We start from the raw sequence: 26,967 nt of genomic DNA on the forward strand, positions 1-26,967 counted from the left end.
CATCAACAAGACTGCGAACGGACAGTATATAGGACCAGAGTCGAGGGGCTAGGGGCCAGAGCCGGAAAAGTTGCATGTCTGCCCCTGGTCCCTGGTCCACTTGGCCTTTAGACCGGGTTCTGCCGTCAAGCACCTTCGGAACGTTCCTCGCGTTTCTCGCCTTGCGAACCGATTGGGATTTCCGGAATCTCGGATTCCTCTTCACGTTCGACGATCAACTTGCCCGCTTCGCCTTCGGAGAGCAATCCGCCTTCAATCAACCGATCGACCATTTGCCGATGCAGTTGCTCATGTTCGTGCGGCAACGAATCCGCATCGGACGCCAGCGTCACGACAATATCTTTCTTATTCGTCTGCGGATCGACTCGCAGAGTAATGGTCATCTCAGCCATAGTTATTTCTCGCTGGTTTCTTCGCCGGAAGGGTCACGGCCGGTGATCTCGCCAAGTGTTTTCGCATCGATCACCTTCTTCTCTAATAGCAGATCTCGCAAGGTCTCGACGAGCGATTGGTTGTCTTTCAAGAATTGTGACGCCCGCGTACACGCCTCCGCGAGCAATTCTCTCACGCTGTTGTCGAGCCGTTCGAGTTGGGTCGGCGAGAGCGAACGATACCGCCCCGGGAAGCGTTCGTCATCCGATTCATACCGCACGATGCCCACGTCATCCCCGCCCATGCCGAACTCTTCGACAAGCGCCCGCGCAATTTGCGTCGCCCGCCGGAGATCATCCGCCGAACCAATCGAGAGATCATCGCACAACAGCCGCTCGGCTTCCCGGCCGCCCATCAAAATGCACAAGTCATCCAACAACTGCCCACGCGTGACGACGTATTTGTTGGTCGGGTCTTGATACTTCACAAACCCGAGTGCCCCGGCGGCATCGCCTTGGATCGAAATCCGTTCGATCGGCGTGGCGTGTTCGCAGAACAATGAGCAGATCGCGTGACCCGCTTCGTGCGTGGCGACCACGGTTTCCTCGCGTTTGGTCATCTGTGGTCGATCGACCCATTCGGTGAGAGCACGTTCGATGTCTTCCGGTGTTGTCGGCCGGTCGATTTCTTCTCGTAAGCGAATCCGCGCCAGTGCCCGACAGAGAGCATTGATATGGTCCCCACTGAATCGTGTCCCCAACACCGCTCCCTCGACGAAATCGCCGGTGCGTTTGACAGCGTATTCGAGCGTGATCTCGGTCATGCCGAGATTCATCGAGCGATTGTAAATCTCCAAAATCGCCCGGCGATCATCGCGGTTCGGATAGGGGATGTGCAAATGAAATTCAAACCGCCCCGGTCGCAAAAGAGCCGGATCGAGACTTTCCACGAAGTTCGTGGTCCCAACCACGAACACCAATTCCTCCGAGTGGAACCCGTCCATCTCGGTCAGCAATTGGTTGACCATCGAGTGCTCCACGCCCGACCCGGTGTAAGTCCCGCGGGCGGCAGCGAAGGAATCGAGTTCGTCGAACACAATGATCGACGGCGCACTTTGTCGAGCACGATGAAAAATCAACCGCAGGTTTTCTTCACTCTCACCGACCCACCGACTTTTCAATTCCGGTCCCGAGACGACCGTGATCGCCGCCCCGAGTGCCGTCGCCATGCCCTTCGCGAACAGTGTTTTTCCCGTTCCCGGCGGTCCCCAGAAGATCATCCCTCGCGGAATCAGCGATTCCATCTTCTTGATTTGGTCGGGATCGGTTTGTTTGTCCTTCGCTTGCAGCACATCCAGAATTTCCGCCCGCAAGCGTTTCTTGACTTTCGCATATCCGCCGACGTCGTCATCGAGATCCACATTCGGCACTTCCAACGTCCCGCCGAGTGTGGCTTGCCGGACTTGTTCGATGGCGTGTCGCGGGTTGTCCGGGTAGTCCTCACCTTCAAGCGTCGAGAGCATCTTCCGCAACCGGGCGGCGTTCATCCCGGAGACGTGTTTATAGAGTGCCCACGGATTGAAGTCCTTGCCGAACTTGCGGGCTTCCTTCTGCGTGATGAGATGCTGCAACCGCTCACGCCCGATGCCCAGCAAACTGTACCGCTTCGGAAACAGATTCTCGATCACCTGCGGCAACGGGAACGATGGGTCTTTGAATCCCAGCCACACGAGTTCCGGGTTTTCGTAGAGCAGGGGAATAACCTCGCGGGCTTCGGATGTGAGTCCGCCTTGGCTCGTCGTCAGCAAATCCAAGTGCGGCAACACGACGACGCGTTTCTCGACCGCACCGCGGACGGCGTTTCGCAATTGCGAGATCAGCGTACCCACAAACGATGGCGGTCCCATCGCCCCGGCTTGCTCATTCGGATTCGGTCGCCCATCGAGAAACAAACATTTCAAATCATGTTCCCGCAACCGCCCCCGCACTGACATAAACACGAACGGAGCCAAATCCTTCTCACACTCCACCAACGCCGGCAACCCCCGCACCAAATCCCCCGCCATCCCCGCCAGTTCGTTCGGATACGCGAGATCTACCGCTTGCGGCGTGGAGAGTTCTTGAGGAAGGGAAGATTCAGGAACTAGTGTCGACATGAAAACGTTATCTTTCAAGGTGCGACTGCATGGTAGGTCAGGCTGTGCCTGACATGTCTTATCAAATCGTCAGGCACAGCCTGACCTACTTGGCTTGCATTCATGTAGGCTGGGACGAGTCCCAGCATGAGAAACTATGATCGCGGAATTGCTGGGACTTGTCCCAGCCTACGACTAACCTCGTTTGTATTGCACGTTGCGGTCCCAAGTCGGTTCGAGCCAATCTCGGATACCCACATCAAGAGAATTGAACGCAGCTTCGGTTCGGCACGATACTAGTATCCAATTTGATGATCTATCGAAGTGATAGAGGACATCGTCAGCCTCGTAGAACTCAAGCGTTTCAGTAAACCAGTATTTGCCTGTATCCTGACACCGGGTCATTGTGTTCTGAGCAGCATTGTTCCACACTGTGAATTCTTCATCTGATAACTCTGCCCAAGCGGAGTATCGTTGAAACGCTCGTTCTATTAGCAAACTCGTGATCGCAGAATTCGAGAACTCGTTACTCTCCATTCTGGTAGTGTCTCCAAATGACCAAACGGGAGGGTCGGGGTGGGCGTCTACGATATCTTTCTTCAGCACTCCCCAGCTTACGCACGCTTGGTTTTCATCTCGGAAGATCAGCGCATTTCGTTTTCTGTCAAACGAGAGACCTTCGTGAGAACGCCACGAGTCTTGTTTGTTCCAGACATGCCTAATTTGGCTGAAACGTGTATACCAACTTCGCAAAGATTGGGGTAACTCGAATCCTAACCATGCCTCCGTTCCATGTAGTTCTCGGTCATCAACCATTTCGTTGGAATCGAAAAAATCAAGGTCATGCCAGATTTCAATGGACTCCTGGATCAATCGGAATCGGTTCTCGTAGCCCTCGGGGATTCTTGAAAACATCGGCCGGTGAATGATCTGATAATTCAAGGTCTTCAACCACTCGGTATCACACTCGAATCGCAGTTGATTGCGTCGTGGTTTGAGGGCTTGGTATTGATTGCTCCAAACTTCGCAGGTTTTCATCTCCTCTTGCAATCGAAGGAGTTCGCCACGCGGATCACCACATTCATCAAGCCAGTCGGCATAGACTAGCCGAGCCGTCAAATCCTTCGGATCGGCTCGAATGGCTTTGAGAAATGTGGTTTCGTTAGACATGAGAATGTAGGCTGGGACAAGTCCCAGCAATTCCGCTATCAAAGTCTCTCATGCTGGGACTTGTCCCAGCCTACGACTATATAGTTTATTCGGCCTTCACCCTGTCTGGTGCGTTGCGCTTCGCTGCACGCCCCCTACGACTGACGACTAACAACGGACCACAAACAACCCATAAAACAATCAAACCTCTAACACGATCGTTAGCGAGCCGCTTTCGCGGTCTTCGGTGAGTTCTTTGATTTGGCCTAGTTGGGCGGCTTTTTCTTTCAGGGCGTCGGCAGTGACGCGGTTGACGGCTTGGTCGAGGTCGCCTTTGAGGTCTCGCAGCTCGGCTTCCAAACGGTCTGTGAGTTCCTTTTGGAGTTTGCGTTCCTCTTTGTCGGCTTGACGATTCATTTCGTCGACGGCTTGTTCCCGGAGCGATGCTTCCACGTTCTCGCGGGTTTGAGCGCCCCAGTCGTCGTAGACGTTGCCGGATTTCTCGGCTTCCAATGTGACTTCGTTCTCGGATTCGATACGAGCCGTCACGGTGGCGGTTTTCGGATCGACTTCAACGACCACGCCGTTCTGTTCCCGTTTGAGCACGTCGCCGTCACGCTCGAAACCGAGGTTCACTAACTCGGCTTCCAAGAGTTCCGCCATCCGTTCGCAGGGAAGGATTTCGAGCAGTTCGAGTTGAGTGCTGACGTGGTCGCTGGCCCGGATCACGCGTTGCAGCGATTCGCTGACTTGAATGCGGTAGGCACGACTCATGAGTTCATCCTTTGAAGAAGTTTTTGATCCATTGATCCAGCGATCCAGCATGTCCGATCAGTTTCCGATTTCCGCCTGCGACGCCAACCGACGCGAGCGAGTGGTGACGGTGTCCCCATCCCGTTGTTCCCAGTCGAGTTTCCAATGCTGGGCGATCTCGTACTCTTCATCATAGTAACCGATGCCGCGAGCCCAGTCGTTCCAATTCGAAAATCGCTCCGCGAGCGAAAAAGTGCCAAGCGCCTGCTGGTACAGTTCCGCACGTTCACTCAGGCGAAGATCATCGACGATCACCGCCTCCAACCAGGGAGCCCGAGCGGTTTCGTCATCGGGGAGCAGCCGATGCCAAACGTCGAACAGGAATCTCGCTAAATCTCGTCGCTGAATCGTCTCGACTGCCGACAAGAAACCGCCCAACAATTCCGCATGAAACCGCGAAGCTCTGAGCAATTGCTCTGGTGAACGTAACGCTCGCTTGGCTTGTTCGGTCTCGACCCAGGCATCTGTGAGACGCGACTGCAGTACCTCGAACATTCCCAACCCCGCGGGATCGCGCAACCAAGATTGCATGTCGGCCGGTTGTTTCGGCGGAGCATCGAGGAAGTCGCGTGCATGGAGAAGTTGCACCAGCAGATTATCCCGCACGATCGGCCACGTCTGCATCTCCTTCTCGAATCCCGAGCCACGCAGGGCATCGTACACGGCAAAATGTAGCCAACGGTCGCCGAGCGTCAAGTTCTTGGACGGTCGTTTCCGGTAGAATGAATGACCGGCCGGAAATGCGGTCATTCCGACAAGAAACTGAGCAGTCCGAGTGGAAAAATTCAGCCCCAACTGGGTGCTCGGCGTCCGATTCCAGAGTCGTCCGGTCACCGAGCGTTCGCCCCGCAGAAATCGTTCGCGACGCCAACCACCCGAGCGAGCCAATTTCGCGACGCTGCCTTTGGCGAGGATATCTTGGATAACGATAACGACATCACGCCCCAAACACTTCGGTGCGTCGGCCTCGCGGAGCACGTTCTTGATTGCCCGGTCTTTTGCACCGCGACCGAAGACCGCCTGCAAAATTTGCAGCAAGCTGTTCTCGAATCGGTTGACGACACGCATGGATTTTTCTCGGGATGAAGGATTCCAGATCGAGGATAGCAAATGACAAAGAAACCCGCATCGGCCGTCCCGGATTCATTCGCATCAAGAATTACCGCGATGGCTTGATACGTCGCCAGACACCGACGGCGGATTGAGCCGGGAACCCGTTCACGGTCACCTCGCCATTTTGCAGACGAATTTCGAGGGTATCCGATTCCTTCCATGTCGCGTCACTGGGCTTGTAACGATCCGTAAGAAAATGAATCTGCTGGTTCTTTGATCCAATCCAGCGACGCGTCGTGTCGGGCTGATCGTGGAGAAAAGGCCCATCCACGAGCAAATCCGTCTCGGCCAACAATTCATGGACGTGGGTTTCAGATTGCGATTTTAACTGGTCGAGCGTGAACCCGCTGAAGATCATTACGCTTCCGCCGATAAGGCGAACCTCGCGAGCAAAATGTTCGACACCAGGATGAGCAAAGGGTTCGCCCCCGAGCAGCGTGACACCTTCCACTTTCGAATTCGCTGCGACGGCCTTCCGATATCGCGTTATGAGTTCAGACACGCGAGTTGGCTGCCCCCCAGAGAAGGGCAACATCTCGGGATTGCAACAACCCGGGCAGCGCAGCGGGCACCCCTGCAACCACACGGCGAATCGGTGTCCCGGACCTTCCGCCTGGGTATCGTCGATAATTTGCGCCACAGAGAGTATCGGCGACGATGGGATTTGTTCGTCCTTCATGACGTCATTTTACCGCAGTTCGGAGAAATGCAACAAGTGTCCATTCTCGGTACTGGGGCTGTCGTTCCCTCAGCAGAGGTGTAACGGGTTTCTAAATCTCAAGTCGAAGACTGGCGGTAGGGAAAATGCCGTTTCAGTTTGAGGACGGGACGCTCGACGAGAAGATAAAGTACCGTCGAAATGATTCCACTGATCAGAACCGTGAACACAAACAAAACGACCCAAGCTGGAATCCCAAATTGACTAGCAACTCGGACCATTTGACTCTTATGACTAGTAACTAGCAATATGAAAACAATGTAGTGAGAGATATAGAGTCCATAACTGATTTTTGCGATCGGTCGAAACCCTTTCCACGAGAGCACTCGCACTAGCACTGAGTTGGGATTCTCGATGAGAACCTGCAGAAGTGTTGGGACTGTGAGAGCAAAGAAACTAGTCAGAAAACAGACTGTAAACTTGTCAAACGTAACTAAGTTCTGAAACCCTCGCAGTCGAAACAGTAGAAGCAACGCTAAAACACCAGCGACAACAATAAGTCGGTATACAGACTTCGTTTTCGCGGCTGAGGGATGTCGAATTAACCACGCCACGAATCCACCACCTAGCAATGCGTCGGCACGTAGCGGGGTCGCTGTATAGAGTGCCATTCCATGAATGCTCGAACCGAAATAGAGATATGTCTTCAATGCGATCGACGAACAAATTCCTAGCAGGCAGACGGTTCCGATCAAGCGTGATGGTAATGCAAAAACGATGATCGGCCAGACAAGATAGAACTGCTCTTCAACGGCTAGTGACCAGAAATGATTGATCGTTACAGGCTCTGGGAAGGTATTCTTCACCCAAATGTAGCAATTGAAGGTATACGTCCAGCACCACGGTTCAGCGTTTGGTGGGGAAAGCGAGGTCTCCAGAAACCTGGGCAATACCCAAAAGACGATAACCAGCCACAGGTAATAGAGCGGAAACACACGCAGTGTGCGACGTGCGATGAAATTCATCCAACGGTTTGGTTCATTTCGTGTGTCTAAAAGGATTCCGGTAATCAAGAATCCTGATAGGACAAAAAAGATGTCCACGCCCGACCACATGACCGACACCGCGCGATGGAGCCAAACGGTGCTACCACTCGCAGGAACCGCAAGACAGTGAAAGAGCAGCACAAAGGTGATTGCGATCGCCCGGAGCCCATCGAGTTCCGGGCGATAGTTCGCGGACGGACGTGCCCCCTCATGCAATTGATCCGACATTCCCGACGCCTCATGAAGCCATGCTAACAACCCGAGTTACGAATTCGACCGCTCGACACTTCCGGCCGTTCTTCGCGATTGCTTGGCATTCATGGTTGGCACATGGGATGAAGAATGGTGAAAGTCGCCCTGGTATTGACCATTCTAAAAGCGTGAAATAGGCAGACACAAGAGGCAAAGGACCAACGTCGGAATCAACGATGTGATTCTAACACTGGTCCTTTGATCGACTCTTCACGTTCAAAATCAGTCTTGCAGTTCGACCGTCCAATACGCTTCGCTGATGAACTTACTCCAACTGTCGATGCGTTCGCCACGGGTGGCATAGAACGGTCGCCAGTTTGGACGTACCGGTTTCTTCAAAAGTGGCATGCCCGCCTGCAGGGGCGTCATGTTCGCTTTGCGACTGTTACAGTCGACACATGCGAGCACACAGTTTTCCCAGCTCGACGAACCACCTTCGGAACGAGGAAGCACGTGGTCGATGGTCAATTCCTCTTTGCCCGGTTGCTCGCCACAGTATTGGCAAGTAAACCGGTCACGTTTGAAGATGTTCCGTCGACTGAATGTGACCGTATTCGTCGGCACACGATCGTACCGTGTGAGCGAAATCACCTCGGGCACGCGAAGCTGCATGCTGACGGTGCGAACGACCGGTTCGTCATCTTGTGGAGCGAGTTTTGCCCAATCGCTCCAGCTATAAAGTTGATAGTCGAGCGGATCGACAATCCGAGCCGATCCGTTCCAAACCATCACTAAAGATCGCGAGACCGTCGCCACACCGACCGGCTGCCAGTTCCGGTTGAGCATCAGCGTTGGTCGTTGCAACACCGCCGAGACCATCACGTCCTCCTGGAAATTCGCCGAACCCATTTCGACCGCTCCCGGACGAATTGGCTCAGTGTCCTCAAGGAAATTGACTGAAACCTAGTTGAAGATATCCACAAAAAAACCCGATGCCGAAACGACACCGGGGTATGCTCATGCGGACAGGCCGCTTGATACAATACTCGTTTGCCGCCGCCCTTCGTGTACACCACAGACTCGTGTTCTCAAGAGAACTTGCGAACCCGTCGGGATGCATGGAAAAGAGGAGATGGCGTGTCGTGTGATCATCGTCTTCGTTAATGGTTTGTGGGTATAGACCCGTCTCGCACCGGAAGGTTCGCGTGCGGTAGTTCCGTATATCTTAGCGAATCGACCCGGAAAGTGCCCGTTCGGAAGTGCGAATTCTTATTCATATATTGTTGACATCCCCTCCACGGTCGGCAAGTCCGCCGCCCGTTTTCCGCTGAGAAATCTCGTCTGCGGAGAAAATGCTTGTCCGTAACTTTCGACTTTTCGACCTGTCTGTAGATACAATTCAGCGAGTCATATTGGGTCGGCGGAAGAAAGGATTTCCGATGAAAACATTGCTGTGGATGATTCTGGGCTGTTTGGCCCTCATATCACCGGCTTGGTCTGCTTCACCGATTTTTACCGAATTCTCGACAGACCAACGCGTTGCCATCGATCAGCAAACGCAGCCGGATCAGGAGAACGAAACCGGGGCAAAACCGTTTTACGGCGGCTTAGCCGGTTGGGCGTTGGTGCGAACTCCGTATCCTTTGGAGAAGCAATTCGCCGAGGCTACCCGGCAACACGAATTGATTTTGCAGCAGTCGATCGTTGTTCCGACTCCACCACTTGCCCGCAACGTACTCAAACGCCTGACAGCTGAGCTGCCGGCGACTTGGGCTGACCACGAATACGAACTGATCGTAGTCGACCGTCCCGGTTGGCACGCTTGGACCGTCGGCGGACGGTGGTTGTACATTTCTCACGACTACCTCTTGGCGTTGACGATCGAACCAGACTCGGCCGACTCCCGTTTGGCCTTCGTTCTCGCCCGAGAACTGGGACACATGGTTCGCGGACATTGCCGACGCGGTTACAAACTGTTGGAACTACAGAACCAAACAAAGGAAGGGATCAAAGATTCCATCGATCGTGTGGCTCTCGCCCAAACGGCACAAGCGGCGGTGAAGATGGCGGGCGGGTTGCTGGAATTCATTTACTCCGAACAGCAAGTTCGGCAAGCCGATCTCTTTGCGTTACACCTGCTTCGCAATGCAGGGTACGACTACGAAGCCGGTTTGGATGTCCTCCGCATGTTGATTGCGGTCGCAGGGAACGACGACATCGATGCTGCGACGCACTCGCTCGCGGTCACTCCGACACCTAGTGACCGACTCCATAACCTTCGAAATGAGTGGGACGGCGTTTACGAGGACGAAGTTCATGGGCTGTTCCGATACGACTTCGCCAAAGAAGCCTGGAATCCGTTGGTCTCGAATTCACTTCCTGCAAAGAGCAGACCGATCGTGCTGATTCATGGCATGGAAACACGACTCGAAACTTGGACTGAAGTTCTGGCATTGATCGCAGCGGATCCCGAACTGGCGAAACGCCCGGTGATCGGTTTTCACTATCCCGGTGATGGCAGCCTGACACGGGCGGCTCATGCACTTCATCGCCTCGTACAGGAAAAGAAGACCCCGATCAGCCAAGCCGATTTCATCTGCCACTCCGCAGGGGGACTGGTTTTCCGATATTACGCGGAAGTGCTTGATGGCCCTTATCGCCGGGCCATTCTGGTTGCGACACCGCACCAGGGTTCAAATTTGGCCAAGTTGCGTCCGTTATTGGAAGTCGCTCAGTTCGCTTATGACTTGCGATTGGGGTACTCTGAAGCTCTGCGTCGCACGCTTCTCGACGGTGACGAACAAATCACCTTCGACCTGGAACCGGGGAGTTTGTTTCTACGATATCTCACAGAGCAGGGCGGTGATCACTCCCGATACCTGCTCATCCGCGGGCAAGTTCTGGGGCCGGTTGCATCGTTCGCCGTCACCCAAGCCGCCAATCAAATGCGAAGTCGTATCGTTCGAATGTTGGCAAAGTCCGACGTGAATGATCCTTTGCAATCTCACATGAACGCGACGATTCGGCAACTCACGCTTCCCCCTGAGATTCTCGACGGCGACCTGATCGTCGCTACCCCAAGTGCCACGCTGCCTGATGTGCGTGAAGACGTCACTTTGAAATTTAGCCACGACGACCTGATCCACAAACCCGAGGCTGTCGAGACAATCGTGGAAATGTTGATCGGCGGGTAAGTCGGAATATGGTGATGCCAGATTCCGGCGACTCGCGTCGGAATTGACATGCTTTCATTTCATGCCGATGATACTATGTGTCTCTTTGAATAGTGTCCCAAACTCGTTCACCGACGAATTCTTTGGAACGCAAAGTAAACCAGAGGGCTCATACGCCATGCGGTCTCACCAAGTCTTGCTGCTCGCGGCCGTTGTTATGACCAGTCTTTCGCAGCTGTGTTTCTCGCAAAGTGAGGAACGACGCAAGCGGGCATTCATTGAACGCACGCTTGCCGAAGCCGGGACGATCGAAGGGGCCATTTGGGTTTACGAACTGACGCCAGCACCGAAGAGCCCGAAACGACCGTCCTCGATTCGTGGAGCCTACCGAGTGCACGATCTCAAAATCTATCAGGCGGAGGAACCGCGTGGCGAGATGACAAAACTGATCGGCGTTTGCCAACCTGGTGAGAAGGGCAAACGGACCCGCATCGATTTCACCGCACTCCGTGGCCGACTCGGTCCCAGTGAACGGGTTAAACCGATGAAAGGCAAAGCGTTTCTGGCGGCGCAGAAATTCGGAGACGGAAAAGGCTTCTTCATCGACCAAGACGGACTCCGGTGGCAAATGCGAACCCTCCGAATCCGAGAATAACAGCACCGACATTGGAAGGCTTCGAAAACCCGGCTTTGTCTACGGCTGCTCACGTAAGACGATCGCATGGAAGAATGCGAGCAAGTCGTCGTTGTCAAAGGCTCCCGAAATCTTCGCTTCTTGACTGATTGTGGCTCGGATGATGGGAGCGCTGACGACTTTGCCATTCAACATAATCGTGAGCAACTTGCCATGATTCTGAGACGTGATGGACTCCATTTTCTTTGCGCCGTTGTCCGTGAATTCAAGACCCATAACTGGATCGCCCTGCGGACGACTGTAAAAACTCACCTTTCTGACATCGCTGCCATCCAATGACACGTCATTCGAGACAAAGATCGGTCGATCGCTGCCACGCACCTTCATTTTCTGCCAACCCTCCACCGGCGATTCACTAGCGATCCGGAATTCGAGCGTTTGTGGCATGTCTTCGGCGACAACACGACTAGCCTGACTGAAGACGCACAACAGAACGAGTAGCGTCACATAAACGGGTTTTAACATGCCTACCTCCGGAAAACTCGAATTTCAGTTCTAAAACCGATGCGTCAGTTCAGCACCAACTCCATTATGAAAGTCGTCGTCCCACGTTGCAACACGCCAACTCCCGAGTCTAGGTTGGTCAGCAGCGTGATTGACAGTCCTCGCCCGCCAAATGTCTCCCCGACTTGGCGACTCAGCGATCGTCGCGAAATTACCGCAGAAATCTCAACGCTAGACCAAATATCAGCCGAAGTGCCTATCGGCTTAATCGACTGATGTTCGTCTCTTTCATCACTTCATGATCCTAGGTTGCTTGTAACCTTGCCCACCCTGCGACACCATTTGAGGTGTAAACTTAGTTCACTGTCACTGACCAGAAGAGAGGCGGAAGATGATTCTTCAGAGAAATATTCCCCCTGCTATCGCAAGATTCTGTCGCACTCGCCGATTGTTGGTCACCTCGGCTGCCGTCCTGACATTGCTCACCCCCATGTCCAGTCAATCCGTATTAGCTCAAACGGTTGGTGAGGTCTCGGTTCCAAACAATGGCATTCTTACGGTCTCATATTCGTCAGATGGTAAGCAGATCGCAGGTGGATCGTTTGACAAAACAGTCAAAATTTGGAACGCAAGCACTGGTGAAGTCGAACGAACACTTGTTGGGCATCAGGGAACCGTCCGAACAGTCGCGTTTGCGGCACATGGGTCGGTGCTAGCGAGTGGTAGTGATGACAAAACGACAATTCTATGGGACACAAAGACGGGCAACCGCCTGAGAACTCTCAGAGGCTTTAAAAGTCAGGTCTTTGCACTGAAGTTTTCTACCGATGGCGATGTACTCTGGACCGGTAGCGGCGACCTGAAGGCCTGGGATGTCGCAACCGGCGAGGCCATGATGACCATTCCGACGAACAGTCGATTTGTTCTTTCGATAGACATCTCGAAAGATGGAACGACTCTAGTGGCCACATCGTTCAATGCGGACAGAACAGTATCCGCACAAGTTTTCGAACTCCCGTCAGGTCGCTTGTTACGGAGAATTGGCGGCAAGGACTTTGGGGTCTATCGAGCCTGTTTCTTGCCTGACGGAAAACATGTTGCAAGTTCGTTTTACAGTCTCACCGACGGACCCAGCATCCGAACCTGGGACAATGCAAGTGGAGAAGAGCAGCAAAGTTTTCGCCCGAAAACCAAAGAAATCTGGGCCATTGCGTTATCAGCCAACGGTAAGTTTCTCGCTACAGGTGGAGAGGGCCCAGTGGTCAAGACTCGCCGTGAAACTCGTTCCCTCAGTGGGTTTACCGTTTGGGACCTGAAGTCTGGCGAGGCCAAGATGACGCACGAAGGATCGCTTGGTCGCCTGACCTCACTGTGCTTCTCCCCGAACAATCAGCGAGTGGTCTACTGCGATAGTGCTACAGTCAGCGTCGTTGACGTCGAATCTAGCGACGAAGTGTGGTCGGCCAGCTTCGGAGCAAATTGATCAAGATCTGCAAGGGTGTCTGCACCCAGCAATTCCGGCCCTCGCCCCTCGCCCCTCGTCCCGAAGCGTCAGTCGTCTTTCGGGGGTTCGGTGTCGAATTCGGTCCATTTCATGCCGCGATCGACCGGTTCGATACGGAGGACAACTTTGCCGTCTTGGAAGAGTCGCACGGTGCCGGTGGATTCGGAGACTGCAATCGCGATCGCTTCGCTGGCTTTGCTGATCGCGGCTGCCGCCCAATGTCGAGCGCCCAGACCGGCCGAGAGTGTGAGTCCTTCGGCGGGGGCGTCGAGAATTCGTCCGGCGGCATTGACGACACCTTTGCCAGTAATCACGAAGGCCCCGTCAATCTGGGCAAGTTCCTTGATGCTCTCACGAACTTTGGGGCTGCGGATCATGCACTCTTTTTGCGTGTAACCCTTGAACGGATCATGCACGCCCTCGTGGGACATTTTCATCACTTGCAGGTGATCGCCCACGACCATCAACGCACCGACCGGTTTGCCCTCGCGACCTTCCCGGCCAATTTCGACGGCCAAGTCGACGCACATCCGTAGCGTTTCCAGCGGGACTTGCGTTTCGAGCCGTCGCAAATCACGGGTCGTCAATTTGGCGAGATGCTCGGCCAGATTGATCATGCTAACGGTGTCGATGTGTTCGCGTTCAAACAACGTATAAACGGCGACAATTCGCGAACCGCTTTGGAGAAACTCGTCGGCAATCGCTTCCAGCAGGGCTTGGCTGAGTTGAACCTGCCGGGTTTCCGGTTCGTGCAGCAGAGGAACCAGATCAATTTCGTTTTCCTGAGCAGCCCGCATGACGTCGGATTTATCGCTGGACACGACGAGCCGAACACCATCCAAGATGGACTGAACCTCTTTGAAATCATACGGCAAGCTAGCCAGCATCACGACGGCTTCGGCATCGACTTCCGAAGCCAGTTTGCGGGCAGCGATGAGCAAACTGCGGAGCTGGGGCGAGATTTCCACGGGGTTCATGCACACAGTGTAGAAAATCGGCGGAACGTTTCAATTCCGCCCGCCATGAATTCCCGCGAAGATTCCACGATCAACGTTTGACGACAGCATCATCTTCGGCCGCGGGGATCAATTCCTCTTTTCGCAAGCTGACAGCACGCATCAGACTGTCACTGCCGATCACTCCGACTTCCGTGCGATCGATTTTCACCGTACGACTGATCAACCGCCCGCGATCCACATCAAAGACCAGAGTGCCGGAAGGTGTGCGTTGTAGCAACTGCACTCGCACGCCACCGTCTTGAATGGGCGTGATCAACGATGTTTTGTACTTGATAGTCGCGATACCGTCTTCGAGCGATGCCAATTCGGAAATCCGCAGCAGTTTGACGGTTTGCTCGAGAGTCCGGCTGATATTGACACGAACTTCGAAGGTTTCTCGCCAAGTATCGCCCACTGCGAGCGTCTTATCAGGAAAGACAGCGAAAATGTTCTTTGCAGGATCGTCGTTGGCAGTGGGTGATTGCGTGGGAGCAGTCACTCGGCGTTGCAGCGACTCAGGTAACAGCGGCTTCGAGGAAACCAACTCGCCATCGGGACGAACTTTCAATCTCGCGAGTGGCTTGCCAATGGTCTCCGCGATGGCTTTGAACCGCGGCGAGACTTCATTGTCGACCGTGCTGTCGAAACTTTCCGGTTTCGCGTTGCCGAAGCGAGCGGACATTTTCACGCGATCGGTCGTCAATTCTAGCGTTGCGACCCCTTCATCATCGACGGCGACCACACGATAGTGCTGTTCGCTGTCGGATTCGTCGCGGACGATCTCGGTCGATTGACCTTTTTTGGTCTGCAGAAAGGTTGTGTGAGTCGCGTGATATCGGACGGTCTCACCGACTTCGAACTTGTACTGGAGCCGAAGACCGGCAGCCTCCTCCGCTTGGGTCAGCCCGCCACAGAGTAGAAATGAGGCAACCGCTGTGAGGGCGAAGGTGGTCTGCATTGGGGAGGCTCCATCCAGGTGAATCGTCGATTCAAAATGTGGGGGTGCCACTGGCTCCGCCAGTGTCTCGTCAACTCATGATTCAGTGTGCCACGGCTCTGTGAGCCGTGCTATTCCAGGTTCATCGCTCGGCACGGCTCACAGAGCCGTGGCACACAATCTTGGACGGGTTCTAACAAATCCCTTTCACCGGGGCGAGAGGGATTTGCAGATTTTTCAATCAGTCCGTGGTTCGAGACCATCGGCATGCGATCAATGCACCCGCATACCGGGAGTGGCACCATCGTCGGGGTTGAGAAGGAAGATGTCTTTTCCGCCCGGCCCGCATGCCAACACCATGCCTTCGCTGGTTCCAAATCGCATTTTCCGCGGTTGCAAGTTGGCACAACACACGACCAGCCGACCGACCAAGTCTTCCGGGTTGCAACAACTCTTGATACCTGCAAACACATTCCGCCGTTCATCGCCGCCCAAACTGAGCGTGAGTTGCAACAACTTGTCGGCTCCCTCCACATGACCGGCTTCGATCACTCGGGCGACTCGCATATCGACTTTCATGAAGTCGTCGATCGTGCACAGATCGCCGCTCATTGGTTCTTTTTCGAGGGCTTCCGGTCCGTCGTTGTACTGGGACGCCGCGTCGGCTTTCGTTTCTTCGGCGGCGGCTTCCTGCGATTCATCAATCATGGCTTGAACTTTCTTGGGGTCAACGCGTTTCATCATATGTTCAAAAGGACCGACCGGCGTGCCCGTGAGCGGGGTTTGCGAGTCGTCCCAGTGTGCAATCGGTTGGCCGAGCAGGGCACCGGTTTGCTCCGCGAGTTTCGGCAACACCGGCGTCAAGTAGATGACGATTTGCCGAAACAAATTCAGACCGACCGTGCAAATGTCTCGGAGTTCATCTTGCCGAGCTTCATCCTTGCGAAGTTTCCACGGTTCTCGATTTTCGATGTACTGATTCGCGGCATCGGCAAGGGTCAGAATCTCCCGCGTGGCGGTGTTATAGTCACAGCGTTCGTAAGCGTCCGCGATTTTCTCACCCGCTTTCGCCGCGTTGGCGAACAAACCACCATCGTCCGGGTACTCCGCCGACAGTTCACCACCGGCAACAAACTTCGCACATCGACTGGCAATATTGACGACCTTACCAACAAGGTCCGCGTCGATCTTGTTCTGAAAATCTTTGAGATTCAGATCGAGATCGTCGACTCGCGGGCTCAGTTTGGTCGCGTAGTAATAACGTAAGTACGCCGGATCGAGGTGCTTCAGGTAATCCGCGGCGTTGATGAAGGTGCCTTTCGATTTGGCCATCTTCTCGCCGTTCACGTTCAGAAAACCGTGAATGTGCACCTTGGTCGGCAGATTGAACCCGGCGGTTTTGAGCATCGCCGGCCAGAACAGACAGTGGAAATACTGAATGTCTTTGCCGATGAAGTGGTGAATCTCCGCGTCGGAACCGGTTCGCCACCAGGAATCGAAATCCTCGCCGTTCTTTTGGCACCAGGCTTTCGTCGATGCCATGTAGCCGATCGGGGCATCGAACCACACATACCAGTAATTGCCGGGACTGTCGGGGATTTCGAAACCAAAATACGGAGCCGGACGCGAAATGTCCCAGTCCCGCAGGGCATCGCTGAGGAAGTGGCCGTTCAAATAGTTGGCGACTTCCGGCTGCAGATGCTCATCGGATTGTGTCCACTCGGTGAGAAAGTCGTGAAGTTGTTCGATCTGCACAAACAGGTGTTTCGCCGTACGGACCTCGGGTGTGGCACCGGAGAGTTTACTGACGGGGTCGATGAGTTCAATCGGGCTGTAGGTGTGACCGTTATCGCAACTGTCGCCATACTGATTCGGCAACTGACACACCGGGCATTTCCCCCGCACGAATCGATCGGCGAGAAAAGTTTCCGCTTCGGGGTCGTAAAGTTGAGTGACATCTTTCTCGACGATCAGATTCGCTTTCCGCAGCGCACTCCAAATCTCTTCGCAGAGTTCTTGGTTCTCTGGGCTGTTGGTGCTGCCGTAGTTGTCGAATTCGATGTCGAAACCGCTGAAGTCCCGCAGGTGGGCTTCTTGCATATCCGCAATGACGGCTTCTTCGCTGCGTCCCTCTTGGCGGGCGCGGATCATGATCGCGGTGCCGTGGGTGTCGTCGGCACAGATGTAGAGACAGCGGTGCCCCCGCAGTTTTTGGAACCGCACCCAGATGTCTGTCTGGATGTACTCCACGAGATGGCCGATGTGAATGTGACCATTCGCGTAGGGCAGGGCGGCGGTGACGAGAATCCGACGGCTCATGAAACGTCCGGGCTAGAAACAGCGAAGAAGAAAGAATGATGTGACCGACACTTGGCCGGTATCATCTTCGACCCCGCCCCACGTTTCAAGGTTCGCTGGGGATTCGAATCTGAAGAGGTCCAAAAGCGGGCCGTAAACGGTTCGTAGGCTATGCTCGATGCGGAACTCTAATCGGCGGCTTCTCGTCTTCGTTGATTCTCACGCCGATGGAAAGTCCGTAGAAAGCTCCGCCATTCTTCAAGCACCTCAACAAAGTATTCCAAGGGGACTACTTGCTCGACCGGCTCATCCCGATTGTCGTCCGCATAATACCGGCGAATGATGACATCCGGGAAAGCGATCATTGCTTTTCCACTCTCACTGGTAGCAACCGTGATCTTTTTGGCATGATCGTCGCGAACTTCTCGATATGCACGACGACAAGTTCGCGTTCCGCGATTGTCTCGCGTATAGCTCAGCGTAAGAAAGCAACCCAGTTCATCGAATGGAGGCGCAACTTCACAGATTGGAATATGGCCGATCGTTTCCGGATCGGCAATCGTGAAGTTGTATTCGATTTCGGACATCGATGTTGTGTACGTAAGTTGGAAAAGAATCACCAACCGTATCTGCGAACGATCCACGCGACACCGTATCCCCAGGCAATGCTGTTTAGGCCGAAGACGATGGCAATTTCGACCACATCCGCGATTGTCGGGCCGCCCAATGAGGGAAAGAGACACCAGCACCAAACAAATGGGAACGACAGCAGCAAACCAATTGGGATGAACAACGCGAATACGTTCGGATTACCCACGAGTTCTGGAAGAACCAAAATCAGAATCCAAGCCACACCGTTGGCGATTGTCAACCAACCGCCGAGTGTGGGCTTAGAGAAGAAACGCATCGTGCTGTCGACGCCGTTTGGTATTTGGTGCGTTTCGCTGCGCTGCACGCACCCTACGAAAATTGCGAGCCGTGTTGAGCGATCATCGATTTTCGGAGCACAGCTCACAGAGCCGTGGCACACGAGTTTCCTAGAACGATGGTCGTCCGACGCTGGTCACCACATCGGCGGAGGCGGTGAATTGCACGGGGTCTTTGCGGCCGGCGATGGTGACGGTGAAAGTCTCTTTGACGGTGCCGCGATCTTCGGGGGCAGTGAACGTCAGCGGGATGATGTGTGTCGTGCGGGCCGACTTCGGCAAACGAACTTTGAAGCAACCCAGTTCGGTTTCGCACTCGACCTTTTCGATCTCGAACGGTTCTTTACCGCGGATGACCACACTGAATGGCTTATCTTGGCCAGAGGTGACCAAACCCAGTTTCACGTCCGGTGTGGCCACGGTGATGTCGGATTCGACACGGCCTTGCACCAACAATGGCACGTAAGGAGTCGTGTCATTCGTGACGAGCATGATTTGCTCACGAATCACGCCAGCAGGGGCTTCGGGTGCGATCGTCACGTTGACGACGTAGTTCGCCGACCCGTTGCCACGGGAAACCTCTTTCACCTCGGCTTTGATGAATTCGCTGCCGGTTTTGACGTCTTTGATCTCCCAGTCACTTCGTCCGGCATACGCCACTTCGACGGTTTGCTCTTTGCCAGCACCAAGATCGATCGTGCCGAACTCCGCTGCTCCGGGGGTGAAGACCACGTCACTACGGATGTACGCTTTCAAGGGCAACTTGACTTCCGCGTAGAACGGTCGGTCGAAGGTCACGACGAGGTTGGACTTCTTTTCGTGTTTGTGCTTGCGGGTATCGAGTTTGACTTCGACGTAACCGCTTTCCAAACTTTGGAACGTCGTTTTTGGCGGGTCTTGCGCAATCGAGCAACCGCAAGTCGTGCGGACATTGCTGATGTGCAGCGTCTCTTTGTAGAGATTCTTAAATTGGAAGCGGTAGCTGACCTCGGCTCCACGGGCAACGGTGCCGAAGTCGTGGTCTCGCTCTTCGAACATCTTGTACGCCCACTCGTAATCCTGTGCGGAGAGCAGGGCGGGGGTCGATAGGCAGACAGTCCACGCAAGGAGCAATGTGCAACGTATGGAGTTAGTCATGTCAAACTCACGTGTTAGGAACAGTCGTCAATCGGAATTGAAAACGACCGATCAATAAACAGCGGTCGGATCAGGCAATCGATGGGGCGATGTAGAAATCCGGAAATCGAGACTCTCCGAATCAGATTTCGTCCATGATTGTCAATCCAAGGCGTCCCGCCGTCGGTGGGGTGTGTGACGAATTGTTCTATCGGCCCAGAGGATTGTCAAAAGTACCTCGGAATCTGCAAGCAGAACCATGCACTTTCTTTCTCCGAAATTACCCCGTTCGATGCCTTCTGTCAACGTTTTCTTTTTCGGATCGCACCGACAATATACACTGTTAACTTCAATCCCCTGAATATCTTACGCAATCCGAAGCAACCGAAACCGTCTTTTCGCTCTAATTGACAAAGAAGGATCAACGCTTACCGATGAATTTCGCAAAAAGCCGTCGTGAGGGTCGGTTTCTCCTTACGATTGGAGTAAACTGACTTTCTGAAAACGATAGGAATGCTAATCGCCGGGCGACTCGACCTTTCAGTCCCCGATCAAAATTCACGGTCAATGAAGGATCTTGACATGGGTTTCGCGTCTTTGAAATTCAGCCGACAACAGCGAACGATCTGGCGACCGTTGCTCTTAATAATGCTTGCGGCAGCGTGCAGTTTTGGCCCGACAGTTCAATTTTCGGTAGCTCAAGACACAGATGCCCCGGAGAAGAAACCCGCCGCCGACAAAGCCGCGGAAGTCGAATACCCGCTGCAGAACCGGATCCGCATGCCCGCCGACGTTTTCGACGGAGCGGTGGATTGGCTGAACGTTTCGGGTCCGATTGAACTCAAAGACCTCCGTGGCAAAATTGTCCTAATTGATTTTTGGACGTATTGCTGCATCAACTGCATCCATGTGCTGCCGGATCTGAAGTACCTCGAAGAGAAGTACGATAAGGAACTTGTAGTCATCGGTTGTCACTCGGCGAAGTTCGACAACGAGAAAGAAACCGAAAACATTCGCGATGCGATTCTGCGGTACGAAATCAAACACCCGGTCATCAACGACGCCAACATGCGAATTTGGCGGCGAATCGGTGTGCGGTCTTGGCCGAGTTTGTTGGTGATCGATGCCGAAGGGCAGGCGTGCTTGCTGATGTCCGGCGAAGGACACCGAGAAACTTTGGACACCGTGATCGGTGCTCTTGTGAAGTATCACCGCGCGACCGGCACGCTCGACGAAACCCCGATGCGGTTCAACCTTGAACAAAATGACACCAAGCCCACGCCACTACGATTCCCCGGCAAAGTTCTGGCGGATGCGGAAAACGATCGCCTCTTTATTTCCGACAGTAATCACAACCGGATCGTGGTCACCCGATTGAATGGGGAATTGCTGGATACGATCGGCTCCGGGCAAATTGGCGAGACAAATGGTACTTACGCGGAAGCGACCTTCGATCACCCGCAGGGCATGGCATTGGTTGGGCAGACACTGTACGTCGCCGATACGGAAAACCATCTCATTCGAACCGTCGATCTCGAGACAAAAACCGTCTCGACATTAGCCGGTACTGGCGAACAGGCCCGTTGGGGCAATCGCGGTGGCAAGCTAAAAACGAGTGCCATCAGCAGCCCTTGGGATCTGCTGCATGCCGACGGCGTGTTGTATATCGCAATGGCCGGCCCACACCAAATCTGGTCGCATAAACTTGGTTCCGATTCGATCGGCGTGTTTTCGGGCAGCGGGCGTGAAGACGTACTTAACGGTCCGCACGCATCGGCGGCTCTCGCACAACCGTCAGGTTTGGCGAGTGACGGAAAATATCTGTACGTCTGCGACAGCGAAGGTTCTTCGATCCGGCAGCTGGATTTAGATCCCGATGGCAAAACCGAGACGATCGTCGGTCCATCCGAAATGCCACGCGGCCAAACTCTGTTTGAGTTTGGGGATGTCGATGGAACGGCTGACGAGGCACGATTCCAACACCCGCTCGGAATCGCATTCGTCGCTGGAAAGCTCTATGTGGCAGACAGTTACAACCACAAGCTTCGTCAAGTTGATATCAAGACGCGAAAAGTGACGACTTGGCTCGGCGACGGAAAACCGGGTGACAAGCTGGAACCGACTGCCCAACTCAGTGAACCAGCGGGGTTGGCTGTTGCGAACGGCCAACTCTACATCGCGGACACCAACAATCACCGCATCCTCGTCGCGGACCTAAAGACCAAAGCGGTTAAACCGCTAGCGATTCCTAACCTCACCGCTCCGAAAGTCGCTGAGACTGAAGACGACCTCGCCGACACGCCAGCCGAGAAAGTCCCGACTCAAACGGTTGCAGCGAATCGCTCGGCGACGTTCACGTTTTCGCTCAATTTGCCGGAGGGTTATAAGGTCAACAAATTGTTCCCAGCGCGTGTGAAGGTTTCCACGAAGTCGGATCAAACGGTCGTTGCAGCCGACCAACTCGGAAAACGCCAGCCACTTAACATTGCCGACGACGAATTGTCGTTCACTTTGCCGCTGACTGGTCAGGAAGGTTCGACTACGGTCGAGCTTTCCGTGAACTATGGCTACTGTCGCGGTGGAGAAAGTGGACTCTGCAAACTTCACACCGTCCGATGGTCAATTCCACTGACTGTCGCCAAGTCAGCGAAAGAAAGCAAAATTCAACTCGCGTTGCCCATACCGAAAACTGCGGCCGTCGATGATTCGAATCCCTTCGAAATCAAATAGCGAACCGCGTGCCTGAACACAGATCTCAGGAGACAAGCCGGCGGACAACGATAACCAGTTGGCTGCCGCTTGTTGCCTGACTACGATCAGAATTAGTTACGGGCCGATTTGTGATTCGAGACGTAACCCGTTCGCTCGATTGCCCAGGTCTTCGAGTGGCACTTGGACTTGCGGCTGCATTTGATAGAAGAATTCGTTGCGGTTTGTCGTCTGATGCGGCCAGAAGTTGTCAGCAAAGAATTCAATCGGCAAATACTGATACCAAGGTTTCGAGACCTTTTGGTGAACTGTCAACGTCTCGAAGCCTGGTTTCACGAGTTGGATTTCGTGGGTGCCATAGTAATAGAAGTCCATCGAGTACGGCGTGTAGCCACGTTCGGTACCGTCAATCAGTACCAACGCACCCGGTGGATCGCTCCGGATGGTCAGTCGGCGATGAACACAACCGACTTGGCCAAGACACAGAACGACCAACAGACACAACCCGATCCAACGCGTTCCAATAACGGTTCGCGTTTGCCGAGAGTTGTCGATTATTTCTCGTGCAACGTGTGCCATAGTGGACGGCACCTGTGATGGGTTCGAAGTTGATTTTGGAATCGAAAGCGGCTCGATGGAATCCGCTTGCTTGAGATGAGAGAGCGGGATTCTAGCCGGGATGCAAGATCTCGCCAAGACCAGTCTGACTCACTGAGTTTTACGCGAGAATACGTGTAAAAAGCGGCTTTTCCGTTGCCAATCTGGGATTTCACATTGATGAACTGGTAAGAATCCGTTTCATTCGATGTGACATGGAACATAGAATACAAAGTCACGAATACGCGATGTCGTCAACTTCCTAAGAAGATTCGGACTTCTTTCTGACACCTTTGGCGTCGTATGCAATATGGACAAAAACTTCAGTACGCCTCTTTGAGTGACGTCGGGTTTCGGCGTCGCCTCAATCAGGACATGTTCGCAGTCCAAGTGACCTCGGATGCCGAACGATGGCGGAAATACGGCCATCTGTTTCTCGTGGCGGACGGCATGGGCGGACATGCGGTCGGGGAATTGGCCAGCAAAATCGCGGCTGAAACCGTGCCCCATGTGTACTTCAAATCCAACGAAGAGTCCCAAGGCGAAGCCCTACGCGAGGCCATCGAACAGGCTAACCATGCCATCCATGAAAGAGGCATTCAAAACCCCGATTTCCTGAACATGGGGACGACATGTACCGCAGCGGTCTTGGGGGCGAACGGTGTCGTGTTCGGGCATGTTGGCGATAGTCGCGGTTATCGGATCCGAAATGGCCAGATCGAACAACTCACATTCGATCACAGCTTGCAATGGGAACTGATCCGCACGGGCAAACTCTCGGTGGAGGAGGTTCAACTTCGTCAGCCGCGAAATGTGATTACGCGTTCGCTCGGTCCTTCAGCGAGCGTCACAGTCGACATCGAAGGTCCATTTCCGGTTCTCGAAGGCGATACGTATCTTCTGTGCTCGGACGGACTTCCCACGCATGTCAGTGATGAGGAGATCGGAATCGTCGCTGCGAACTTGCCGGTGTCGGAGGCTTCACGCCTGCTTTCCCATCTCGCGAATCTCCGGGGCGGAACCGACAACACCACCATCGTGCTTTTCCGAATCGGCGAAACCGGAACTGGCCATGAAATCCCAATGCTTCCCGAACCCAAGCGGCCAGAGCCATCTCGCGAGCAACACACGACTCAAAGCATTTGGTGGCCATTGTTGGCGGCGTGGTCCGTCGCGTGTCTGTTCGCATTCGGAGCGATGGCCTACGGATTTGGCCACTCGGATTGGGGGCGGAACCTCATCGGTCTGAGCGCACTGACTGGTGAAGCGGCTTGCCTCTATTGGTTGCGATCACGAAAACAACCGAGCAAACTACGAGCAAAAGCCAATCAGGCATCGTCCCCACCATACCAGACCGCACCGGCAATTCTCACCGAGGAATTCCTCAGCGTCCTGACCGGACTCGAACAAGACCTGCAACGGACCGCGCAAGACGAAGCTTGGGAGATCGACTGGAAACGGTACAACCATGCCGTCCAGCAGGCTCAACTCCACACTGAGAAGCACCAACTTCACGAGGCATTGAACTCTCTGACAGTCGCCGTCGACATGCTGATGCTCGGCGTCCATCGCTTCCGTCGTCAACGAATGCTCAAAAAACCGCCGGAAAAACAACCCCGCGACTGAACCGAATTTCACATGGCCGCGTCAGAAGTCTCGTTGACAGGCTTCCGCAGACCGCCGATACTGCATCGCTTGATCCTGAATGACTAATTGAGTGTTCTATGAACGATTTGGCACAATATACCGCGAAAGTCGCCCAGCAAGCGCGAAACGCCTCTCGGGAATTGGCGTTGTTGACGGGACAACAGAAAGCCGATTGGCTGCGGAAATCCGCCGACGCGTTGCGGTCTCGCACGGCTGAGTTGCTGGAAGCCAATGAGAAGGATATCGCCAAAGCCCCCGAATACGGACTCACTTCCGCTGAGATCGACCGATTGAAACTCAGCGAATCGCGGATCGCCGGAATCGCTGAGGCGTTGGAACAAATTGCGTTGCTGCCTGATCCGGTTGGTGAAGTCATCGAAGGTGGCGTACGCCCGAACGGATTGATGGTTTCGCGAGTCCGAGTGCCGTTGGGTGTGGTGTTCTTCATTTACGAGTCTCGCCCGAATGTCACCGTCGATGCCGCCGCTTTGTGCGTGAAGAGCGGCAACGCCGTGATTCTGCGAGGCGGGAAAGAAGCATTCCACAGCAACCAAGCATTCCACAAGTTGCTGGCCAGCACATTGGAAGAGTCGGGACTGCCCGCGAACGCGGTGCAATTGGTGGAGACCACCGATCGAGCAGCGGTCGGTCATTTCCTGAAACGCTCCGAGTTTATCGACGTCACAATTCCTCGTGGCGGACGCGGTTTGATCGAACGTGTCACCGCTGAAGCTACGATGCCGGTCATCAAACACTACGATGGCAACTGTCATGTCTACGTGGATCGGCATGCCGACCTTGCGATGGCGGAAGACATCGTCGTGAACGCTAAGTGCCAACGACCTGGCGTGTGCAACGCAGCGGAAACCCTGTTAGTGCACGCAAAAATTGCGACGGAGTTTCTGCCGAACGCGGCGAAAACACTGCGGGAATCGGGCGTCGAGTTACGTGGTTGCCCCCGGACCTGTGAGATCGTATCCGACTGTCAGCCTGCCACCGAGGATGATTGGCGAACCGAGTATCTCAGCCTTACGATTGCTGTCAAAGTGGTCGACGACCTGAATGATGCCATTGAACATATCAATGAGTTCGGTTCGCATCATACCGATGCCATCGTGTCGCAGGATGTCGCTGCGATTCAGCGGTTCACTGCTGCGGTCGATTCGTCTGCGGTCGTGGTCAATGCCTCCACACGGTTCAACGATGGCGGCGAGTTGGGCCTGGGAGCGGAAATTGGCATCAGCACAGACAAGTTTCACGCTCGTGGGCCGTGCGGTCTGCGGGAACTCACCAGCTACAAATACATCGTCCACGGCACGGGTCAGATCCGAAGCTGATCACGATGTGAATAGAGGAGAAGCCAAGGATGGCGGATGTTCTCAGTCAAGGTGAGGTCGAATCGCTCCTGGCTGCGCTAGGGCCGAGCAACAAAAAAAAGAAGAAGAACAAACCGGCGACTGCTGCGGGCACTGGCGGTCGGGCGATCAATGTCTACGACTTCAAACGCCCCGAACGCGTCAGTAAAGAGCAGATGCGGGCCTTCCAAGCCCTGCACGACGGATTCGGACGCGAATTTGGTGCGTCGCTGTCGTCGATGTTGCGAACGATCGTCGAAGTCAAACTGATCAGTGTCGACCAACTTACCTACAGCGAATTCGTCTTCAGCGTCGAAAACCCAACTTGCTTCAACTTGATGCGTTCCGACGGACTCGACGGCCACCTGATTCTCGATCTGAATCCTTCGATCATCTTCCCGATCTTCGATCGACTTCTCGGCGGTGGAAAAGAATCGCGACATGCGATCCCTTCCCGACCACTCACCGACATCGAAACCGGCCTCGTCGGGCGAATCACCGACCTTGCCATCCGCGGACTGGAAAATGCTTGGATCCGACTGTGCGAACTGAAGCTGTCCGTCGAACAAGTCGAGAGCAACCCGCAACTCGTACAAATTGTGCCGCCAAACGAAGTGATCGTACTGATCAGTTTTGAACTGACAATGGGCGATATTCGGGGAATTATGAACCTGTGTATTCCCTTCAACACGATCGAACCGCTTGCGGGGAAACTTTCGTCAGACACTTGGTCTGCTTACACCAAGAAATCAGCGGACACCCGGCAGCGTCTGAATCTGGAATCGCACATGGCGAGTGCGGGTGTCGAAATTGTGGTGCACCTGGCGGAAACAACGATCTCCGCCGGCGATTTGGCGACACTAGCGGTCGGTGACATCATTACCACCGAGCAAGACCAAACGACGGCTTTGACGGTTCTTATCGAAGGTCGTCCGATGTTTACTGCATACCCAGGTGTCCTGAAATCGAAAAAAGCGATTCGAATTGGGGATATCATATCGCGTCCACAGGACTTAATTGACGAAAAAGTTCGAGATGCAGAACAGCGAGCCAGTGAACCAGCCCCCACCAATGGCTAGAGCAATTGACGTA

General features: G+C 54.2%; 23 protein-coding genes. 7 read left to right on the plus strand and 16 right to left on the minus strand.

Annotated features, from left to right (window positions below):
* Nucleotides 1-125 precede the first annotated feature (125 nt).
* From AC5DDB_RS02395 to AC5DDB_RS02430, 8 genes are all read right to left on the minus strand, one after another.
* Complete coding sequence (locus tag AC5DDB_RS02395; protein WP_491738072.1) at nt 126-392, minus strand: hypothetical protein; 267 nt, start codon at nt 390-392, stop codon at nt 126-128.
* Between the two features lie 2 nt (nt 393-394).
* Entirely contained in the window at nt 395-2,527 is a 2,133-nt protein-coding gene (locus AC5DDB_RS02400) for an AAA family ATPase (protein WP_491738073.1), read from the minus strand.
* A 174-nt stretch (nt 2,528-2,701) separates the two neighbouring features.
* Entirely contained in the window at nt 2,702-3,676 is a 975-nt protein-coding gene (locus AC5DDB_RS02405; RefSeq protein ID WP_491738074.1) for a TIGR02996 domain-containing protein, read from the minus strand.
* Nucleotides 3,677-3,856: 180 nt separating this feature from the next.
* Nucleotides 3,857-4,429, minus strand: a complete 573-nt coding sequence (locus AC5DDB_RS02410) for a hypothetical protein (protein ID WP_491738075.1) — start codon at nt 4,427-4,429, stop codon at nt 3,857-3,859.
* A gap of 57 nt (nt 4,430-4,486) precedes the next feature.
* Nucleotides 4,487-5,536 (minus strand): hypothetical protein, encoded by a 1,050-nt coding sequence (locus AC5DDB_RS02415; protein ID WP_491738076.1) that lies wholly within the window; start codon nt 5,534-5,536, stop codon nt 4,487-4,489.
* 91 nt (nt 5,537-5,627) lie between these two features.
* On the minus strand, nt 5,628-6,260 hold the full coding sequence (locus AC5DDB_RS02420) for a 4Fe-4S single cluster domain-containing protein (protein ID WP_491738077.1): 633 nt from the start codon (nt 6,258-6,260) through the stop codon (nt 5,628-5,630).
* A 98-nt stretch (nt 6,261-6,358) separates the two neighbouring features.
* On the minus strand, nt 6,359-7,513 hold the full coding sequence (locus AC5DDB_RS02425) for an acyltransferase family protein (protein WP_491738078.1): 1,155 nt from the start codon (nt 7,511-7,513) through the stop codon (nt 6,359-6,361).
* Between the two features lie 246 nt (nt 7,514-7,759).
* Entirely contained in the window at nt 7,760-8,386 is a 627-nt protein-coding gene (locus tag AC5DDB_RS02430) for an HNH endonuclease (protein ID WP_491738079.1), read from the minus strand.
* A gap of 530 nt (nt 8,387-8,916) precedes the next feature.
* On the opposite strand from AC5DDB_RS02430, the gene AC5DDB_RS02435 reads away from it, so the two are divergent.
* Together AC5DDB_RS02435 and AC5DDB_RS02440 are read left to right on the plus strand one after the other, a co-directional pair.
* Nucleotides 8,917-10,671 (plus strand): M48 family metalloprotease, encoded by a 1,755-nt coding sequence (locus AC5DDB_RS02435; protein WP_491738080.1) that lies wholly within the window; start codon nt 8,917-8,919, stop codon nt 10,669-10,671.
* A 157-nt stretch (nt 10,672-10,828) separates the two neighbouring features.
* Complete coding sequence (locus tag AC5DDB_RS02440; protein ID WP_491738081.1) at nt 10,829-11,305, plus strand: hypothetical protein; 477 nt, start codon at nt 10,829-10,831, stop codon at nt 11,303-11,305.
* Between the two features lie 39 nt (nt 11,306-11,344).
* Here the strand turns inward: AC5DDB_RS02440 and AC5DDB_RS02445 are convergent, their stop codons facing one another.
* Complete coding sequence (locus AC5DDB_RS02445; protein WP_491738082.1) at nt 11,345-11,809, minus strand: SecDF P1 head subdomain-containing protein; 465 nt, start codon at nt 11,807-11,809, stop codon at nt 11,345-11,347.
* Between the two features lie 370 nt (nt 11,810-12,179).
* On the opposite strand from AC5DDB_RS02445, the gene AC5DDB_RS02450 reads away from it, so the two are divergent.
* Nucleotides 12,180-13,271 (plus strand): WD40 repeat domain-containing protein, encoded by a 1,092-nt coding sequence (locus AC5DDB_RS02450; RefSeq protein ID WP_491738083.1) that lies wholly within the window; start codon nt 12,180-12,182, stop codon nt 13,269-13,271.
* Between the two features lie 68 nt (nt 13,272-13,339).
* Here AC5DDB_RS02450 and AC5DDB_RS02455 read toward each other — a convergent pair whose 3' ends face one another.
* The 6 genes from AC5DDB_RS02455 to AC5DDB_RS02480 form a co-directional block, all read right to left on the minus strand.
* On the minus strand, nt 13,340-14,269 hold the full coding sequence (locus AC5DDB_RS02455) for a DNA integrity scanning protein DisA nucleotide-binding domain protein (RefSeq protein WP_491738084.1): 930 nt from the start codon (nt 14,267-14,269) through the stop codon (nt 13,340-13,342).
* Between the two features lie 70 nt (nt 14,270-14,339).
* On the minus strand, nt 14,340-15,248 hold the full coding sequence (locus AC5DDB_RS02460; RefSeq protein WP_491738085.1) for a hypothetical protein: 909 nt from the start codon (nt 15,246-15,248) through the stop codon (nt 14,340-14,342).
* A gap of 252 nt (nt 15,249-15,500) precedes the next feature.
* Nucleotides 15,501-17,546, minus strand: a complete 2,046-nt coding sequence (gene metG, locus AC5DDB_RS02465; protein ID WP_491738086.1) for a methionine--tRNA ligase — start codon at nt 17,544-17,546, stop codon at nt 15,501-15,503.
* A gap of 167 nt (nt 17,547-17,713) precedes the next feature.
* Entirely contained in the window at nt 17,714-18,112 is a 399-nt protein-coding gene (locus AC5DDB_RS02470) for a hypothetical protein (RefSeq protein WP_491738087.1), read from the minus strand.
* A gap of 29 nt (nt 18,113-18,141) precedes the next feature.
* A complete protein-coding gene (locus tag AC5DDB_RS02475) occupies nt 18,142-18,432 on the minus strand; it encodes a hypothetical protein (protein WP_491738088.1) in 291 nt (96 codons plus the stop codon).
* 130 nt (nt 18,433-18,562) lie between these two features.
* Nucleotides 18,563-19,588, minus strand: a complete 1,026-nt coding sequence (locus AC5DDB_RS02480) for a DUF1573 domain-containing protein (RefSeq protein ID WP_491738089.1) — start codon at nt 19,586-19,588, stop codon at nt 18,563-18,565.
* Nucleotides 19,589-20,149: 561 nt separating this feature from the next.
* Here AC5DDB_RS02480 and AC5DDB_RS02485 point away from each other — a divergent pair.
* Entirely contained in the window at nt 20,150-22,297 is a 2,148-nt protein-coding gene (locus AC5DDB_RS02485) for a thioredoxin-like domain-containing protein (RefSeq protein ID WP_491738090.1), read from the plus strand.
* A gap of 96 nt (nt 22,298-22,393) precedes the next feature.
* On the opposite strand, the gene AC5DDB_RS02490 is transcribed toward AC5DDB_RS02485, so the two are convergent.
* Nucleotides 22,394-22,855 carry a PEGA domain-containing protein gene (locus AC5DDB_RS02490; RefSeq protein WP_491738091.1) on the minus strand — a complete coding sequence of 154 codons (462 nt, stop codon included), beginning with the start codon at nt 22,853-22,855 and terminating at the stop codon, nt 22,394-22,396.
* Between the two features lie 321 nt (nt 22,856-23,176).
* Here AC5DDB_RS02490 and AC5DDB_RS02495 point away from each other — a divergent pair, with 321 nt between their 5' ends.
* From AC5DDB_RS02495 to fliM, 3 genes are all read left to right on the plus strand, one after another.
* Nucleotides 23,177-24,499 (plus strand): PP2C family protein-serine/threonine phosphatase, encoded by a 1,323-nt coding sequence (locus AC5DDB_RS02495; RefSeq protein WP_491738092.1) that lies wholly within the window; start codon nt 23,177-23,179, stop codon nt 24,497-24,499.
* A gap of 98 nt (nt 24,500-24,597) precedes the next feature.
* Nucleotides 24,598-25,857, plus strand: a complete 1,260-nt coding sequence (locus AC5DDB_RS02500; protein ID WP_491738093.1) for a glutamate-5-semialdehyde dehydrogenase — start codon at nt 24,598-24,600, stop codon at nt 25,855-25,857.
* Nucleotides 25,858-25,886: 29 nt separating this feature from the next.
* On the plus strand, nt 25,887-26,954 hold the full coding sequence (gene fliM, locus AC5DDB_RS02505) for a flagellar motor switch protein FliM (protein WP_491738094.1): 1,068 nt from the start codon (nt 25,887-25,889) through the stop codon (nt 26,952-26,954).
* Nucleotides 26,955-26,967 lie beyond the last annotated feature (13 nt).

It is taken from the genome of Thalassoroseus sp., from assembly GCF_984380535.1.